Here is a 15,967-nt window from a genome sequence, read left to right as displayed (position 1 = left end):
CCGATATTGATCACGGCGGACGCGTCCGGAGGTCGTTGATCAATTTCTGATTCGTCTCACATCCGCCTCCGGTCACCGAACGGAGTAGCGGAAGTCGTACGCTTGAGACTGGACAAAACGGGACGTTCCTCCACTTGGAGTCGCCTTCCGGGGCGTGTAACGTACGCGTTTCACCTCACCCGGAGAGCCCCTCCGACCTGCGAATACCCGCTCGTGAGAGCTGCTCGCAGCACGTTCCGGTTGCTGTTGTCAAGCCCCGAGATATGCCCTGACCTGCGAAAACGCCATTCAGAAGACGCCGTATCCGTGTTACCCTGGATAGCCACGGAAGGGGTACCTGTCACATGACGTTCAAGGTTGGCGACACCGTGGTCTATCCCCATCACGGGGCCGCGCTGATCGAGGCCATCGAAACTCGCCAGATCAAAGGCGTGGACAAGACCTACTTGGTGCTGAAGGTCGCCCAGGGTGACCTGACGGTACGTGTGCCAGCGGACAATGCGGAGTTCGTCGGCGTGCGTGATGTGGTCGGTCAGGACGGGCTGGACCGGGTCTTCGAGGTGCTGCGCGCGCCGTATGCCGAGGAGCCCACGAACTGGTCGCGTCGCTACAAGGCAAACCTGGAGAAGCTCGCCTCCGGCGATGTCATCAAGGTCGCGGAAGTCGTGCGTGACCTGTGGCGTCGCGAGCGCGAGCGCGGACTGTCCGCCGGCGAGAAGCGCATGCTCGCCAAGGCTCGCCAGATCCTGGTGAGCGAGCTGGCGCTCGCGGAGAACACGAACGAGGACAAGGCCGAGGCCCTGCTCGACGAGGTGCTCGCCTCCTGACGCGCAGCGGCAGCGAACCCTCGCTTCCGGCACGCTCAGCACAGTGAAATGCCGCGGTGCCCGATGACACTGATCCTGTCGCCGGGCGCTGCGGCATGTTCGTCCCCGCAGCACGTTCGTCCCCCGCTGCGGGTGTTCTCCGGGCAGCCCTCGGAACAACCCCCCGATACTTGAGATGCCGGGCCCGGGCGGATGGCTCGACCAGGGTCACGGAAAGGGTCCGGTCAAGGCGTCGCGCCCGGCACTCCTCCAGGCCATACCCACGTAGGTCGAGCACACAAACCTTGACAGGAACCGATGTCTGACGAATCGCGCTCCACGCCCGCGCAGACCCCCGTCGCCGCCGTGATTCCCGCCGCAGGCCGGGGCGTGCGCCTCGGTCCGGGCGCCCCCAAGGCACTCCGCGCGCTGAACGGCACGCCCATGCTCATCCACGCGGTCCGCGCCCTCGCCGCGTCCCGCCATGTCTCCCTGGTCGTCGTCGTGGCCCCGCCCGACGGCGCCGCCGAGGTCAAGTCCCTGCTCGACGCCCACTCCCTGCCCGAGCGGACCGACTTCCTGGTCGTCCCCGGTGGAGAGTCCCGGCAGGAATCGGTCCGGCTCGGCCTGGACGCGCTGCCGCCGCAGTACGGGATCGTCCTGGTCCACGACGCGGCCCGCCCGCTGGTCCCCGTCGACACGGTCGACGGGGTCATCGAGGCCGTGCGCGACGGCGCCCCCGCCGTGGTGCCCGCCCTGCCGCTGGCCGACACGGTCAAGGAGGTCGAGCCCGCGGCCGAGGCCGGCGGGCCGGAGCCGGTCGTCGCCACCCCCGCGCGAGCCCGCCTGCGTGCCGTGCAGACCCCGCAGGGCTTCGACCGGGCGACCCTGGTCCGCGCCCACGAGACCGTCACCGACAACGTCACCGACGACGCGAGCATGGTGGAGCAGCTGGGGCTGACCGTCGTGGCCGTCCCCGGCCACGAGGAGGCCTTCAAGGTCACCCGCCCCCTGGACCTCGTCCTCGCCGAAGCGGTCCTGGCCCGCCGGAGGCTGAACGATGGCTTCTGAGGCGCCCTACCCCCTCCCGCAGGTCGGTATCGGCACCGACATCCACGCCTTCGAAGAGGGCCGCGAGCTGTGGTGCGCGGGCCTGAAGTGGGACGGCGAGGGGCCCGGCCTGGCCGGCCACTCCGACGCCGACGTCGTCGCCCACGCGGCCTGCAACGCCCTCTTCTCCGCCGCCGGACTCGGCGACCTCGGACAGCACTTCGGCACCGGCCGCCCGGAATGGTCCGGCGCCTCCGGGGTCACCCTGCTCACCGAGGCCGCCCGGATCGTGCGCGCGGCGGGCTTCACCGTCGGCAACATCGCCGTCCAGGTCGTCGGCCCCCGCCCCAAGGTCGGCAAGCGCCGCGACGAAGCCCAGAAGATCCTCTCCGAGGCGGCCGGCGCTCCCGTGTCGGTCTCCGGCGCGACGACCGACGGCCTCGGCTTCCCCGGCCGCGAGGAGGGGCTCATGGCGGTGGCGACCGCGCTCGTCGTGCGGGTGAGCTGAGGGCGTGCGAGGGTACCCGGAGAGTCACCGCCGACCGGCCTTTGGGAGGTACCCGTGTCCGCTGCCCTGTCCGACCGCCTGAAATCCCTCCTCGACAGCACCGTGTTCATCGTCGTCGGCACCGTCCAGCCCGACGGCAGCCCGCAGATGTCCCCGGTCTGGGTGAAGCGCGACGGCGACGACGTCCTCTTCTCCACGACCGTCGGCCGCCGCAAGGAGAAGAACCTGCGGCGCGACCCCCGGGTGACGGTCGTCGTCATGAACCCCGAGCAGCCCTACGAGTACGCCGAGATCCGCGGCACCGCCGACATCACGACGGACGGCGGCGCGGAACTCATCGACGAACTGAGCCGCAAGTACACCGGCAAGGACTACGCGGACTTCAACCCCGCCTCCGCGCAGGACGCCCAGCGCGTGGTGGTGCGGATCCGGCCGCAGAAGGTCGTCGGGATGATGTGAGACGCCATCCTCCGGGGAAGGCGCATGGCACTGCCCGGCGCCCACTACCCTGGAGAGGTGACTATTCGCCTGTACGACACCAGTGCCCGGCAGATCCGTGACTTCATCCCGCTCAAGCCGGGCTGTGTCTCGATCTACCTCTGTGGCGCCACCGTGCAGGCGGCACCCCATATCGGCCACATCCGCTCGGGTCTCAACTTCGACATCATGCGCCGCTGGTTCGAGTACCGCGGCTACGAGGTGACGTTCGTCCGCAACGTCACCGACATCGACGACAAGATCATCACCAAGAGCCACGAGCAGCACCGGCCGTGGTGGTCGATCGGGTACGAGAACGAGCGCGCGTTCAACGAGGGCTACGACGCCCTCGGTTGCCTGCCCCCGACGTACGAACCCCGCGCCACCGGCCACATCACCGAGATGATCGAGATGATGCAGGGCCTCATCGAGCGCGGACACGCCTACGAGGCCGACGGCAACGTCTACTTCGACGTGCGCTCCTTCCCCGGCTACCTGCAGCTGTCCCGCCAGGAGCTGGACAACCTCCAGCAGCCCTCGGGCGCCGGCGAGACCGGCAAGCGCGACCCCCGCGACTTCGCCATGTGGAAGTCCGCCAAGCCCGGCGAGCCGACCTGGCCGACCCCCTGGGGCCCCGGCCGCCCCGGCTGGCACCTGGAATGCTCGGCGATGGCCCACAAGTACCTGGGCTCCGCCTTCGACGTCCACGGCGGCGGCCTCGACCTGATCTTCCCCCACCACGAGAACGAGATCGCCCAGGCCAAGGCCTACGGCGACGACTTCGCCCGGTACTGGGTGCACAACGCCTGGGTCACCATGGCCGGCGACAAGATGTCCAAGTCGCTCGGCAACAGCGTCCTGGTCAGCGAGATGGTCAAGCAGTGGCGCCCGATCGTCCTGCGCTACTACCTCGGCACCCCGCACTACCGCTCGATGATCGAATACAGCGAGGAGTCGCTGCGCGAGGCCGAGTCCGCGTTCGCCCGCATCGAGGGCTTCGTCCAGCGGGTCACCGAGCTGGCCGGGAAGACCGTCGAACCGGCCGCCGAGGTCCCGCCCGCCTTCGCCGAGGCGATGGACGACGACCTGGGCGTCCCCCAGGCCCTCGCCGTCGTGCACACCACCGTCCGCCAGGGCAACAGCGCACTGGCCGCCGACGACAAGGAAGCCGCCGTCGCCCGGCTCGCCGAGGTACGCGCCATGCTCGGCGTCCTCGGCCTCGACCCGCTCCACCCCCACTGGGCCGACGAGTCCGGCGACCGCACCGAGGACCTCAACGGCGTGGTCGACAGCCTCGTCCGCCTCGTCCTCGACCAGCGCGAGTCCGCCCGCGCCCGCAAGGACTGGGCCACCGCGGACGCCATCCGCGACCAGCTCAAGCAGTCCGGACTCGTCATCGAGGACGGCCCGCAGGGACCGCGCTGGAGCCTCGGCCCGCGCTAGTCCGCGCTTGATCGATTGTGCCGCCCGGCCCTCCGGGCGGCACACTGCATAAGACGTACGTACGAAAGCTCACGAAGACAGGTAGGTCATGGCCGCGAACAACCGTCGCATGTCCGGCAAGAAGGGCGCGCAGGTCGGCAGTGGCGGCCAGCGGCGCAAGGGCCTGGAGGGCAAGGGCCCGACCCCGCCCGCCGAGATGCGCAAGGGACACAAGAAGAACCGCATCGCCAACGCCCGGGCGAAGCAGGCCGTGCGCCGTCCGGTGGCGCGTGGCCGCGGCGGCAGGTCCGCCTCCGAGCTGGTCGTCGGCCGCAACCCGGTGGTCGAGGCGCTCCGCGAGGGCGTCCCCGCCACGACCCTGTACGTCCAGCAGTTCATCGACAACGACGAACGCGTCCGCGAGGCCCTCCAGCTCGCCGCCGAGCGCGGCGGCATCAACCTGATGGAGGCCCCGCGTCCCGAGCTGGACCGCATGACGAACGGCCTGAACCACCAGGGCCTCGTCCTGCAGGTCCCGCCGTACGAGTACGCGCACCCCGAGGACCTCCTCGACGCGGCGGCCGACGGAGGCGAGGACCCCCTGGTCGTCGCGCTCGACGGCGTCACCGACCCGCGCAACCTGGGCGCCGTCGTCCGCTCGGTCTCCGCCTTCGGCGGCCACGGCGTGGTCGTGCCCGAGCGCCGCTCCGCCGGTATGACCGCCGGCGCCTGGAAGACGTCGGCCGGCACGGCCGCCCGCACCCCGGTCGCCCGCGCCACCAACCTCACCCGGGTCCTGGAGTCCTACAAGAAGGCCGGCCTCACGGTGGTCGGCCTGGCGGCGGACGGCGAGGTCGAACTCGGCGAGCTGGAAGCCCTCGGAGGACCGGTCGCCATCGTCGTCGGCAGCGAGGGCAAGGGCCTCTCCCGCCTGGTCGGCGAGACGTGCGACTTCCGCGTCCGCATCCCCATGCCCGGCGGCGCCGAGTCGCTCAACGCCGGTGTGGCCGCGGGCATCGTGCTCTACGAGGCGGCACGCCGACGCCGCTGACCGGCGATCCGGACGGGCTGAACACCCGTCCGGATCCTCACCCTTGCGGGGTGATTCGGACCGCCCTGAGGTGGTCCAGAAGGCTTTGACGGGGTCCGGACACATCCGCCCGGTCAAAGCAGTGTCCTAACACCACGTCACTCGGTTAGATGAGTGTGGACACCAGAACACCCCGCACACCCACGGGGGACCGCTCGTCGGGATTCGACGACGCTCCCGCGCTGAGCATGGTGAAGGTGCCGAGCGATCCGGCGCAGGTCATCGTCAATCACGCCAGCTTCCGCGTGCAGCTGGGCGCGGCGGCGAGGCGCACCCAATCCCCGCGGATCGCCCGGCATCTGAGCGCCACCCAGGACGCCGCCCGGATGCCCGTCGCGGGCACGGCGGGCCGGGCCGCCGCGGGCCGCCGCCGCCCCGTCGTGTGGAGCGGCAAGTCCGCCCCCGACGACACCGGCGCCCACCGCCTCCTCCAGGCCGTCCGGGGCAGCAGCGTCCGCCACACCGACGAGCCCGTGGCCGGCGCCACCCGGGTCATCCCGCGCATCAACACCGGTTACGCCGACACCTACGACGCACTCGACCAGACCGTCGAGACCCCCGTCGTCGGCCACCAGCGCACGGCCCCCGAAGCCGACGGCACCCGCCTCCTGCCGCACATGCGCACGGTCAGCGGCGCCTACGACGAACCGCCCTACCCGGACACCACGGACGGCGACCACCCACCGTACGAGCCGTACGACCAGTACGAGCCCTACGAGACGTACCCGGCCGCCGCCGACCCCGGCGCCGACACCGCGCGCACCCGACGCCAGAGCGACGACCCGGCCCGGCACGCCTACTACCCCGGCCGCCGGCTGAACCTCGGCGTCGTCCTGCTCCCGCTGCGCGTCTTCCTCGGCTTCATCTCCATCTACGCCGGCATGGGCAAGCTGTGCGACCCCGTCTACTTCGACGGCGGCAAGCGCGGCTCCATGGTCAAGTGGCTCAACACCCTGCACCCCTGGGACGTCGCCGAACCGCTGCGCCAGTTCGCCCTGCACCACCCGGTCGGTTCCGGCCTCGTCATCGCCTTCCTCCAGGTGGTCGTCGGTGTCCTGACCGTCCTCGGCTGCTGGCAGCGCGTCGCCGCGGTCGTCGGCGCCCTGCTCTCGGCCGCTCTGATCGTCACCGTCAGCTGGAAGACGGTCCCGGCCTACGACGCCCCCGACATCATCTACCTGGCCGCCTGGTCCCCACTGATCATCGCCGGCGCACCGGTCTACTCCGTGGACGGCCGGCTCGCGGGCAGCGCCTGGCGCCGACTCGGCCCCCGCTCCGACATCTGGGAACTGCGCCGCTTCGTCCTGCGCCGCGGCGCGCTCATCACCGCCGTCACGGTCGGTGTGACCCTGCTCCTCGGCTCCCTGCTGGGCGGCGCGGTCCGCGACTCCAGCCGCGTGGTCGTCCCCGGCCCCGGCGAGGCCCCCCGCAACCACGTTCCCGGCTCCCCGCTCCCGCAGGAGCCCGGCAAGCGGCATCGCACGCCCCCGGCGGCCTCCGCGTCGCCGACGGACGGCGCCACGGCCGGCGCGAGCCCCTCGGGGGCGGCGACGACCCCGGGCGCGAGCAGCAGCGCCGGGACCACCACCACGACGCCCAGTCAGACCCAGGGCACCACGGGACAGATCCCGCCCCGCCAGGCACCCGCCGCGGGCGGCGTCCCCAGCACGACGGCGGGCCCCACGAGCACCGGCGGCGGTACGAGCACCAGCGGCTCGACGACGGGCGGCGGCACCACCACCGGCGGCGGCAGCACGGCCACCGGCCAGCCCGGCCTGGTCGGCGGCCTGCTGGGCTGACCACACCCCCCCACGGGAAAGGCCCCGCACCGAGGAGGTGCGGGGCCTTTCCCCTGCCTGCCGCCGGCACCGGGGAACCGTCACGGGGGAGGGAAGAGGAGAAGGGGGAGAGGGGAGAGGGGAGAGGGGGTTACCGTCCCAGCGTCGCCAGTTCCTTGGCCGCTTCCGTCAGATCCTTGGCGGTGTCGATGGCCCGCCAGTACGCACCCTGCGGAATGGGGAACCCGGCGAGCTTCCGCTCCCGGGCCAGCCGGGGGAACGTCGTCCGCTCGTGATCCCCCCGCTCGGGCAGCAGCGAGGCGAACTCGGGCGAGAAGACGTACACACCCGCGTTGATCTCGAACGTCGACGGCGGCGCCTCGATGAAGTCGGTGATGTGCCCGAAGCCATCGGTCCGCACGGCCCCCCACGGAATCCGCGGCCGGGCCAGCGCCAGCGTCGCCATGGCGCCCCGCTCGGTGTGGAAGTCGGCCATGTCACGCAGCGAGAACCGGGTCCAGATGTCCCCGTTCGTGGCGTACCAGGGGCGGTCGGGGTGGGGCAGATGTGCCGCGGCGTACCGCAGACCGCCACCGCGGCCGAGGGGCTCGCTCTCCACGACGGTGGTGACGGTGACGGGCAGGTCGGCCGAGTCCAGCCACTTCTGCAGGACATCGGCGAGGTGGCCGCAGGAGACCACCACGTCCGTCACGCCTTCCTCGGCGAGCCAGGTCAGCTGGTGGCCGATGATCGGGGTCCCCGTACCGGGGATCTCGACCATCGGCTTCGGCCGGTCGTCGGTGTACGGACGCAGCCGGGAGCCCTGGCCACCGGCCAGGACCACGGCTTGAGTGGGGCGCGACGCGGCGTTCGGATGGGTCATGACCGCACTGTACGTGGCGCCCCACGGCCGTGTGCCGGCGGCAACATGCTCCGTACGGAGCCGTTACCGGCCTCCCCGGGGGGCGGCCGGTCCGGGATCCGGCCGGTCCGGCGGCAGTCAGCTGTGCGCGGCCAGGACGCCCGAGGCGAAGGCCGTGTCGCACACCGGGCGGGCGTAGGACTGGGCACGGGAGGCGCCGTAGATGCGCACCGCGGCCTTGCCGAGGGCGTGGGCGATGGAGGAGCAGTGCCGGGCCAGCGACGGGTGCCCGTTGACGGCCTCCTGGAGGTGGGTGAGGACCACCCCCGGATTCTCGTCCTGCAGCTCGCTCATCAGCTGGTCGCGGAGCACGTCCTGCGGGGCGCGGGTGACCGTCTTGGCGGACACCTCCGCCGACGAGACGTCGGAGGCGGCCAGCACCGAGCCGGACGGGCCGCCCGTCCAGTTGACCCGGGTGACCGCGAGGGTCCCGGAGAGCACCAGGACGACGGGCAGGACGAGGGCGAGAGTGCGGCCGATGTGGCGGGCAGGGCCGCCCCGGTGGCCGCGTCGCGTCTGAGGGGTGGTGGAGTGCTTCACGCGTGTGAGGGTAGCGCCCCGTAATGATTTGGAGACATTGAGTCACCCTTATGGGGGATGAGACAGTGCCGTTTTATGGGTAGAGGGTTGACTCCGGCCACCCGAAATGATCGTTCTGCCGGGGTATCCGCACCCATGCGAAGGGCCCCGCGGTCAGACCGCGGGGCCCTGTCGTCGAACGGGGTCAGTCGGTCAGCCGCTCGCCCGTGGACGTGGAGAACACGTGGGTCTCGCCCGCCCGCGGCACGACGTGCAGCGTGGAGCCCTTCTCCGGGACCTGACGGCCGTTGACACGGACGACCAGGTCCTTGACCTCGCCGCCCACCTCGGCGGTGCCGTACACGTAACCGTCGGCGCCCAGCTCCTCGACGACGTTCACGGAGACCGCCAGGCCGGCCGGGGCGTCCGCGCTGTCCTTCGTCAGGGACGCCGCGGCCCCGCCGCCCAGCTCCACCACGTCGAAGTGCTCCGGGCGCACGCCGACGGTCACCGTGCGGTCGCCCTTGTCGGCGGCGGCCGTCAGGGCGTCGCGGTTGACCGGGACGACGCTGTTGCCGAACTTCACGCCGCCGTCGGTGATCGGCACCTCGACCAGGTTCATGGCGGGGGAGCCGATGAAGCCGGCGACGAAGAGGTTCGCGGGCTTGTCGTACATGTTGCGCGGCGAGTCGACCTGCTGGAGGAGACCGTCCTTGAGCACGGCCACCCGGTCGCCCATCGTCATGGCCTCGACCTGGTCGTGGGTGACGTAGACGGTGGTGATGCCGAGACGGCGCTGGAGGGACGCGATCTGCGTACGCGTCGACACACGCAGCTTCGCGTCCAGGTTGGACAGCGGCTCGTCCATGAGGAAGACCTGCGGCTCACGGACGATCGCGCGACCCATGGCGACACGCTGACGCTGACCACCGGAGAGCGCCTTGGGCTTGCGGTCCAGGTACTCCGTGAGGTCGAGGATCTTCGCGGCCTCCTCGACCTTCTGCCGGATCTCCGCCTTGTTGACACCGGCGATCTTGAGCGCGAAGCCCATGTTGTCGGCCACCGTCATGTGCGGGTAGAGCGCGTAGTTCTGGAACACCATGGCGATGTCCCGGTCCTTGGGCGGCAGGTGCGTGACGTCGCGGTCACCGATGCGGATGGCGCCGCCGTTGACGTCCTCCAGGCCCGCGAGCATCCGCAGCGAGGTGGACTTTCCGCAACCCGACGGGCCGACCAGGACGAGGAACTCGCCGTCCTCGATCGCGATCTCCAGCTGGTCGACGGCGGGCTTCGTGGAACCCGGGTAGATCCGGGTCGCCTTGTCGAACGTGACAGTGGCCATGGTGAATGGGTCCCCTTCTACCGGCAGGAACGTGCCGGACGATCCGTTGTAGGAAGGTGGTTGGTGTAGTCCACCGGGGTGAACTGGGTCAGGACGCTACCTGCCGTTCAGCCCGTCTGTCAGCACTTGGACGAGGGTGAACTTCGCGGAAATTCTCGGCGGGGGCGGAGCGGTGCCCCGGACCCCTTCCCGTGGCCCCCGGCCCCTCCCCCGCCGATCCGGTCCGCGGAGCCGCACGTCGGACCGGTCGACGAACGGACGCCCGGATGGGCACACCTGGATCCGGGGTCGTGCGGAGTGGGGAACTTCGTGGCCTGGGGAGACGGGCTCTGTGTACAGTGGAGCCGCCTTCGTGCATGGCAGGGTGATGTACGAGTGCCTCCTTAGCTCAGTCCGGCCAGAGCAGCTCACTTGTAATGAGCAGGTCGTCGGTTCGAATCCGACAGGGGGCTCCAGCCCGGGCGGGACCCGTTCCCACCTGGGCTTTTCCTATGCCAGTCGGCGGGCGATCCCCAGCCGGCGCCGTCGTACCGGTCCTGTGCCCCGGCCGGCTCGCCCGGGATGTCGATCACGAATCGGACGACACCGGCGTGCGTGAATCGGCTCATGCGAATTCACCGGGGCCTGAGCGGTGTGTGGGCGTGTGTCCGCAGTGCTCCCGGCACCTACGTGTGGCTGGGGATCCTGTTCGTGACGACGGTGGCGTTGCATCACATGTCGCCGGAGTTCGAGCTGCATTTCCTGCGGCAGCGGTCGACGAACATCCACGAGTTGTCCCGCAATCCGGTGCGGGCCCTGGTGGCGAGTGCGATGTGGATCGGCGGCGGGCACTGGCTGCCGTACGTCTTCCTGTTCACGGTGTTCCATGCGCCGGCCGAGCGTTGGCTGGGTACGGTCCGCTGGCTGGTGGTGTGCGTGCTCGCGCACGTGCTGGCCTCGTTGATCAGCGAGGCCATGCTGTTGGCGGCGATCCGTAAGGGGGTGGCCCCGTACACGGCGGTCGACACGCTGGACATCGGGGTGAGTTATGCGCTGGCCGGGGTGATCGCGGTGCTCGGTTACCGGATCGCCGTGCCCTGGCGGTACGGGTACCTGTCGGCGGTGCTGGTGGTGTTCGCGTTGCCGTTGGCCGCCGGGGCGACCTTCACGGACTTCGGGCATTTCGTCTCGGTGCTGATCGGTCTCGCCTGTTATCCCCTGGTCAGGGGGCGGGGAAAAGCATGGAATCCGAAGGAGACACTGGCGGGGCACAGGGGTTAACGTCCGGGCCATGAGCAGCTGGGCGAGCGGTGCGGTCAATGGTGGTGTCTCGTTCTGGTACGCCGATGACGGCCTGCCCGCGGTGCGGGAGCCGCTGTCGGGGGATGCGTCCGCCGATGTGGTCATCGTCGGTGGCGGATACACGGGGCTGTGGACGGCGTACTACCTGAAGAAGGCGGCGCCTTTTCTACGGATCACGGTGCTGGAGCAGAAGTTCTGTGGGTATGGCGCTTCGGGCCGCAACGGCGGGTGGTTGTACAACGGGATCGCGGGGCGGGACCGGTACGCGAAGCTGCGTGGCCATGAGGCCGCGGTGCGGTTGCAGAGGGCGATGAACGACACCGTGGCCGAGGTGGTGGCGGTTGCCCGGGCGGAGGGTGTCGACGCCGATGTGCACCAGGGGGGTGTGCTGGAAGTGGCGACGACTCCGGCGCAGTTGATGCGGTTGCGGGCGTTCCACGAGCGGGAGCTGTCGTACGGTGAGAAGGACCGGGAACTGTACGGTGCGCGGGAGACCGCGGAGCGGATCCGGGTCGCGGACGCGGTGGGTTCCGCCTGGACCCCGCACGGTGCCCGGCTGCATCCGGTGAAGCTGGTCAAGGGACTCGCCGCGGTGGTGGAGGCGCTGGGCGTCACCGTTCACGAGTCGACGCCGGTGACGGAGATTCGCCCCAAGCACGCGGTCACCCCGTACGGGACGGTCCGGGCTCCCTACGTTCTGCGGTGTACGGAGGGCTTCACCGCGTCCCTGAAGGGGCAGAGGCGGACGTGGCTGCCGATGAACTCCTCGATGATCGTGACCGAGCCGTTGACCGAGGAGCAGTGGGCGGCGATCGGCTGGGCGGGTCGGGAGACCCTGGGCGACATGGCGCATGCCTATATGTACGCCCAGCGCACGGGGGACGGCCGGATCGCGCTCGGTGGGCGTGGGGTGCCGTATCGGTTCGGTTCGCGTACCGACAACGACGGTCGTACCCAGCAGGCGACCGTCGAGGCGTTGCGGGAGGTTCTGACCCGTTTCTTCCCGGCACTGGCGGGGGTCCGGGTCGAGCACGCCTGGTCCGGTGTCCTGGGTGTGCCGCGGGACTGGTGCGCGACGGTGACGCTCGATCGTTCCACCGGTCTGGGCTGGGCGGGTGGCTATGTGGGGTCGGGGGTGGCCACCGCGAATCTGGCTGCTCGAACCTTGCGCGATCTGGTGCAGCGGGACTCCGGTCAGGGCGGGCGGACCGAGTTGCTGGATCTGCCGTGGGTGCACCACAAGGTGCGCAAGTGGGAGCCGGAGCCGTTTCGCTGGCTGGGTGTCCAGGCCCTGTACGCCGCCTATCGCGCCGCGGACCGGCGTGAGCGTCTTCGTCCGGGCGCGGAGGCTTCGCGGCTGGCGAGGGTGGCGGACCGGGTGGCCGGGCGGCACTGAGCTGTTCAGGGTTCCAGTACGACCTTTCCGATCGTGCCGCGGTGTTCCAGGGCTCGGTGCGCGGCGGCGGCTTGCGCCAGCGGGTAGCGGGTGACGGCGGGGCGCAGCCGGTTCCGGGCGGCTTCGGTCAGGGCGCGTTCTTCGAGTGCGCGCAGGCCGCCCGCCCGCTGGAGCATGGCCGGGCCGAGCACGGATTCCGTGACGCCCTCGACGAGGTGGGGCCGGCCCTCTCCGATGCCTTCGGCCGACCAGCCGAAGACGAGGTGGCGGCCGTGGGGGCCGAGGAGGGCGACGGTTTCCCGGGCGATGGTGCCGCCGACGCCGTCGTAGACGATCGTGGCGGGCCGGCCGTCGAGTCGCGTGCGGGTTTCGGCGGCCCAGTGGGGGTCGGTGTAGTCGAGGGCGAGGTCGGCGCCGTTCGCCCGTACGCGGGCGGTCTTCTCCGGGCCGCCGGCGAGGCCGATCACGAACGCTCCGGCGTTCTTGGCGTGCTGCACGAGCAGGGTGCCGATGCCGCCCGCCGCGGCCGGTACGACCACCACGTCGTCCGGTCCGGGCTCGGCGAACTGTGCGATGCCCAGTGCGGTGCGGCCGGTGCCGATCATGGCGACGGCCGCGGCGAAGTCCAGGTTCTCCGGGATGTCGTGCAGGCGTGCGGTGTCGGTGACGGCGCGTTCGGCGTAGCCCCCGGGCGCGAAGCCGAGGTGGGCGACGACTCTTCGGCCCAGCTGGTCGTCGTCCACGCCTTCGCCGAGTGCGTCGACGATTCCCGCGACTTCCCGGCCGGGTACGGTCGGCAGGCGGGGCAGTTCGGGCAGGGGGCCCCGGTGTCCCTCACGCAGGGCGGCGTCGAGGAGGTGCACCCCCGCGGCGGCGACCGCGATGCGTACCTGGCCGGGGCCGGGCCGCGGGTCGGGGACTTCTTCGTAGGTCAGGTTCTCGGCGGGGCCGAAGGTGTGGAGACGGACGGCGTGCATGGGTCCCCCCGGGGGCGCGGCGTCGGCGGCGGTTCGTCGCCGGTGGATGTGTCGCGGCCCAGCCTCCGACCTCAAGCGCGCTTGAGGTCAAGGGTGGGCTGTCAGTGGTGGGGTGCAGCATGGACGCATGGTGAGGCGAGTGACGGGAAGCCGGCCGGCGGGCCGGGCGGCGGTGCGGGGTGCGCGGCGGCCGGAGGTGCGGTTGCCGTCCCTGGAGCGCTGGGGCGCGGGGGAGCTGGAGCCGGACGGCGACTACGACGGCCTGGAGTTCCTGGATCTGGACCTGGCCGGGCAGGACGGGGTGGGCGCTCGGTTCATGGACTGCGCGCTGACCGGCTGTGCGGTGGACGGGACGGCGCTGGGCCGGGCCCGGGTGCTGGACTCGGTGCTGACCGGGCTGCGCGGGGTGGGTACGCGGTTCGCGGAGGCCACGTTCCGAGATGTCGAGCTGGTCGATCCGCGGCTGGGGGGTGCTCAGATGCACGGTGCCGTGTGGGAACGGGTCGTGATCCGTGGCGGCAAGATCGACTACATGAATCTTCGTGAGGCCCGTCTCAGGGATGTCGTCTTCGAGTCCTGTGTGCTGGTGGAGCCGGACTTCGCGGGGGCCCGTCTGGAGCGTGTGGAGTTCGTCGACTGCGCTCTGCGGGAGGCCGACTTCGGGGGCGCGGTCTTGCGGGACGTGGACTTCCGCGGGGCCGGCCCGCTGGAGATCATCCGTGGGCTGGACCGGCTGTCGGGTGCGGTGATCTCCACCGCCCAGTTGCTGGATCTGGCGCCGGCGTTGGCGGCGCAGCTGGGGATCAGGGTGGAGGGATGAGGGAGGGGCGGCCGTCGCGGGAGGGCGCGGGGGGCCGGCCGGCCGTCACGGGCGGGCGGGCTTGCCGTCTCCGTACAGCCAGTCCTTCCAGATCTCGGCGAAGTCGCTGTCCGGGGCTTTCTTCTCCACGTACGCGGTGAAGCCGGCGGTGTCGGCGGTGCCGTGGCGGTGGGTGGCGGCCCAGCCCTGGATGATGTCGTAGAAGGTGTCGTCGCCCGTCTTCTGGCGGATCTTCTGCAGGACCATCGCGCCTCGCTCGTAGACGGGGGTGTCGGAGATGTGGGCGGCGCTGGACGGTTTCGCCGGCGGGAAGGCCCAGAGGGCGTCGTCGTCGCTCTGGTAGAGGCGGGTGAAGGTCTGCTGGGCGGTGGGCCCGCCGTGGTCCTCGTCGTACAGCCACTCCGCGTAGGTCGCGAAGCCCTCGTTGAGCCACATGTCCCGCCAGGAGGCGGGGGTGACCGAGTCGCCGTACCACTGGTGGGCGAGTTCGTGGACGAGGATCGAGAGGGCGGGGGGGCCGGGGAAGACCGGGCGGGTCTGGGTCTCCAGGGCGTAGCCGATGTCGTGCGGGCGGTCGATGACGGCGCCGGTGGAGGAGAAGGGGTACGGCCCGAAGTTGTACTCCTCCCAGTCGATGATCTCGGGGATCTTCGCGAGGACCTTGGCGCTGCTCTTGGCCTGGGTGGGGTCGACGGCGGTGAGGACGGGCAGTCCGTGCGGGCCGGTGGTGCGGGTGATGTCGTAGTGGCCGATGGCGACGGTGGCGAGGTAGCTCGCCATGGGCTGGGCGGAGTGCCAGTGGTAGGCCGTGCGGCCGTTCCGGGTGGTCTGTTCCGTCAGTTCGCCGTTGGAGACGGCCTGGAGGCCCTTGGGGACGGTGACGGTGATGTCGTAGGACGCTTTGTCGGAGGGGTGGTGGTTGCCGGGGAACCAGGCCATGGAGCCGACGGGTTCGCCGAGGGCCAGGGCGCCGTCGTCGGTGGGCAGCCAGCCCTCCGCGGAGCCGTCGGGGTCGGTGAGGGTGTGGGGGGTGCCCGAGTAGCGGACGGTCGTGCGGAACGTCTCGCCTTCGGCCAGGTCGTCGTGGGGGCGGACGGTGAGTTCCTGGCCGGTGCGGTTCCAGCGGGCGTCCTTGCCCTCGACGCGGACCGAGTCGATGTGCAGTCCGGAGAGGTCGAGGTCGAAGGCGGACAGGTCCTCGGTGGCCCGGGCGGTGACGGCGGCTGTGCCGGTGAGGTGGCGGGTGGCCGGGGTGTAGTCCAGGGTGAGGGCGTAGTGGCCGACGTCGTAGCCGCTGTTGCCGGCCTTGGGGAAGTACGGGTCGCGGACGCCGGAGCCGCCCGGGGTGCCCTGGACGCCGCCGTCGCACGCGGTGCCGGTGAGGGCGAGGGCGACGAGACAGGCGACGGCCGGGACAAGGCGCGCGGATCTGGACATGTCAGCGATCTTAGGCGGGGGCCGTGGGCCGTGCGCGGGGTCGGTGCAATGGGGCCGGGGCGGGGTGCGCGGGGTCGGTGCGGTGGGGCCGGGGTCGGTGCGGTGGGGCCGGGGTCGGCTGTGCGCGGGGGCGGTGGACCGA

At 71.1% G+C, this 15,967-nt stretch carries 15 protein-coding genes and 1 tRNA gene; 11 read left to right on the top strand and 5 right to left on the bottom strand.

The genetic code is table 11. The features are described from left to right. Positions 1–344 precede the first annotated feature (344 nt). From ACZ7KF_RS04665 to ACZ7KF_RS04635, 7 genes are all read left to right on the top strand, one after another. Positions 345–827, top strand: coding sequence for a CarD family transcriptional regulator (locus tag ACZ7KF_RS04665; protein ID WP_003953493.1), 483 nt, complete (start codon positions 345–347; stop codon positions 825–827). A 297-nt stretch (positions 828–1,124) separates the two neighbouring features. Beyond that, the gene (ispD, locus tag ACZ7KF_RS04660; protein ID WP_471069413.1) at positions 1,125–1,877 is read left to right on the top strand and encodes a 2-C-methyl-D-erythritol 4-phosphate cytidylyltransferase; all 753 of its coding nucleotides are present in this window, start codon (positions 1,125–1,127) and stop codon (positions 1,875–1,877) included. Continuing rightward, complete coding sequence (ispF, locus tag ACZ7KF_RS04655) at positions 1,867–2,364, top strand: 2-C-methyl-D-erythritol 2,4-cyclodiphosphate synthase (protein WP_471069411.1); 498 nt, start codon at positions 1,867–1,869, stop codon at positions 2,362–2,364. Before ispD ends, ispF begins: the two co-directional genes overlap by 11 nt. A gap of 54 nt (positions 2,365–2,418) precedes the next feature. Continuing rightward, positions 2,419–2,823 (top strand): PPOX class F420-dependent oxidoreductase, encoded by a 405-nt coding sequence (locus tag ACZ7KF_RS04650; RefSeq protein ID WP_471069409.1) that lies wholly within the window; start codon positions 2,419–2,421, stop codon positions 2,821–2,823. A gap of 57 nt (positions 2,824–2,880) precedes the next feature. Beyond that, the gene (cysS, locus tag ACZ7KF_RS04645; protein WP_471069407.1) at positions 2,881–4,284 is read left to right on the top strand and encodes a cysteine--tRNA ligase; all 1,404 of its coding nucleotides are present in this window, start codon (positions 2,881–2,883) and stop codon (positions 4,282–4,284) included. 88 nt (positions 4,285–4,372) lie between these two features. Continuing rightward, positions 4,373–5,314: a 23S rRNA (guanosine(2251)-2'-O)-methyltransferase RlmB gene (gene rlmB / locus ACZ7KF_RS04640; protein WP_471069405.1), complete on the top strand. Its 942-nt coding sequence runs from the start codon at positions 4,373–4,375 to the stop codon at positions 5,312–5,314. Between the two features lie 149 nt (positions 5,315–5,463). After that, the gene (locus tag ACZ7KF_RS04635) at positions 5,464–7,152 is read left to right on the top strand and encodes a DoxX family membrane protein (RefSeq protein ID WP_471069403.1); all 1,689 of its coding nucleotides are present in this window, start codon (positions 5,464–5,466) and stop codon (positions 7,150–7,152) included. Between the two features lie 130 nt (positions 7,153–7,282). On the opposite strand, the gene ACZ7KF_RS04630 is transcribed toward ACZ7KF_RS04635, so the two are convergent. The 3 genes from ACZ7KF_RS04630 to ACZ7KF_RS04620 all read right to left on the bottom strand — a co-directional run bounded on the left by ACZ7KF_RS04630 (position 7,283) and on the right by ACZ7KF_RS04620 (position 9,914). Further along, positions 7,283–8,014, bottom strand: a complete 732-nt coding sequence (locus tag ACZ7KF_RS04630; RefSeq protein WP_471069401.1) for a nucleotidyltransferase family protein — start codon at positions 8,012–8,014, stop codon at positions 7,283–7,285. A 117-nt stretch (positions 8,015–8,131) separates the two neighbouring features. After that, positions 8,132–8,593, bottom strand: coding sequence for a hypothetical protein (locus ACZ7KF_RS04625; protein ID WP_471069400.1), 462 nt, complete (start codon positions 8,591–8,593; stop codon positions 8,132–8,134). A 184-nt stretch (positions 8,594–8,777) separates the two neighbouring features. Continuing rightward, a complete protein-coding gene (locus tag ACZ7KF_RS04620; RefSeq protein WP_471069398.1) occupies positions 8,778–9,914 on the bottom strand; it encodes an ABC transporter ATP-binding protein in 1,137 nt (378 codons plus the stop codon). A 377-nt stretch (positions 9,915–10,291) separates the two neighbouring features. Here ACZ7KF_RS04620 and ACZ7KF_RS04615 point away from each other — a divergent pair. The 3 genes from ACZ7KF_RS04615 (at position 10,292) to ACZ7KF_RS04605 (ending at position 12,591) form a co-directional block, all read left to right on the top strand. Beyond that, positions 10,292–10,369 (top strand) — tRNA-Thr (locus ACZ7KF_RS04615). 151 nt (positions 10,370–10,520) lie between these two features. Next, complete coding sequence (locus ACZ7KF_RS04610; protein ID WP_471069396.1) at positions 10,521–11,174, top strand: rhomboid-like protein; 654 nt, start codon at positions 10,521–10,523, stop codon at positions 11,172–11,174. A gap of 10 nt (positions 11,175–11,184) precedes the next feature. Then, positions 11,185–12,591 carry an NAD(P)/FAD-dependent oxidoreductase gene (locus ACZ7KF_RS04605; RefSeq protein WP_471069394.1) on the top strand — a complete coding sequence of 469 codons (1,407 nt, stop codon included), beginning with the start codon at positions 11,185–11,187 and terminating at the stop codon, positions 12,589–12,591. A gap of 5 nt (positions 12,592–12,596) precedes the next feature. Here ACZ7KF_RS04605 and ACZ7KF_RS04600 read toward each other — a convergent pair whose 3' ends face one another. Beyond that, on the bottom strand, positions 12,597–13,568 hold the full coding sequence (locus tag ACZ7KF_RS04600; RefSeq protein ID WP_471069393.1) for a zinc-binding dehydrogenase: 972 nt from the start codon (positions 13,566–13,568) through the stop codon (positions 12,597–12,599). Between the two features lie 127 nt (positions 13,569–13,695). Here ACZ7KF_RS04600 and ACZ7KF_RS04595 point away from each other — a divergent pair, with 127 nt between their 5' ends. Next, the gene (locus ACZ7KF_RS04595; protein WP_471069392.1) at positions 13,696–14,388 is read left to right on the top strand and encodes a pentapeptide repeat-containing protein; all 693 of its coding nucleotides are present in this window, start codon (positions 13,696–13,698) and stop codon (positions 14,386–14,388) included. A gap of 45 nt (positions 14,389–14,433) precedes the next feature. Here ACZ7KF_RS04595 and ACZ7KF_RS04590 read toward each other — a convergent pair whose 3' ends face one another. Beyond that, a complete protein-coding gene (locus ACZ7KF_RS04590; protein WP_471069390.1) occupies positions 14,434–15,825 on the bottom strand; it encodes a M1 family metallopeptidase in 1,392 nt (463 codons plus the stop codon). Between the last annotated feature and the right edge of the window lie 142 nt (positions 15,826–15,967).

Source organism: Streptomyces sp. NPDC038200, assembly GCF_055600785.1.
The sequence above is the reverse complement of the archived record's forward strand: the minus strand, read 5'-3'. Positions and strand labels throughout refer to the sequence as shown.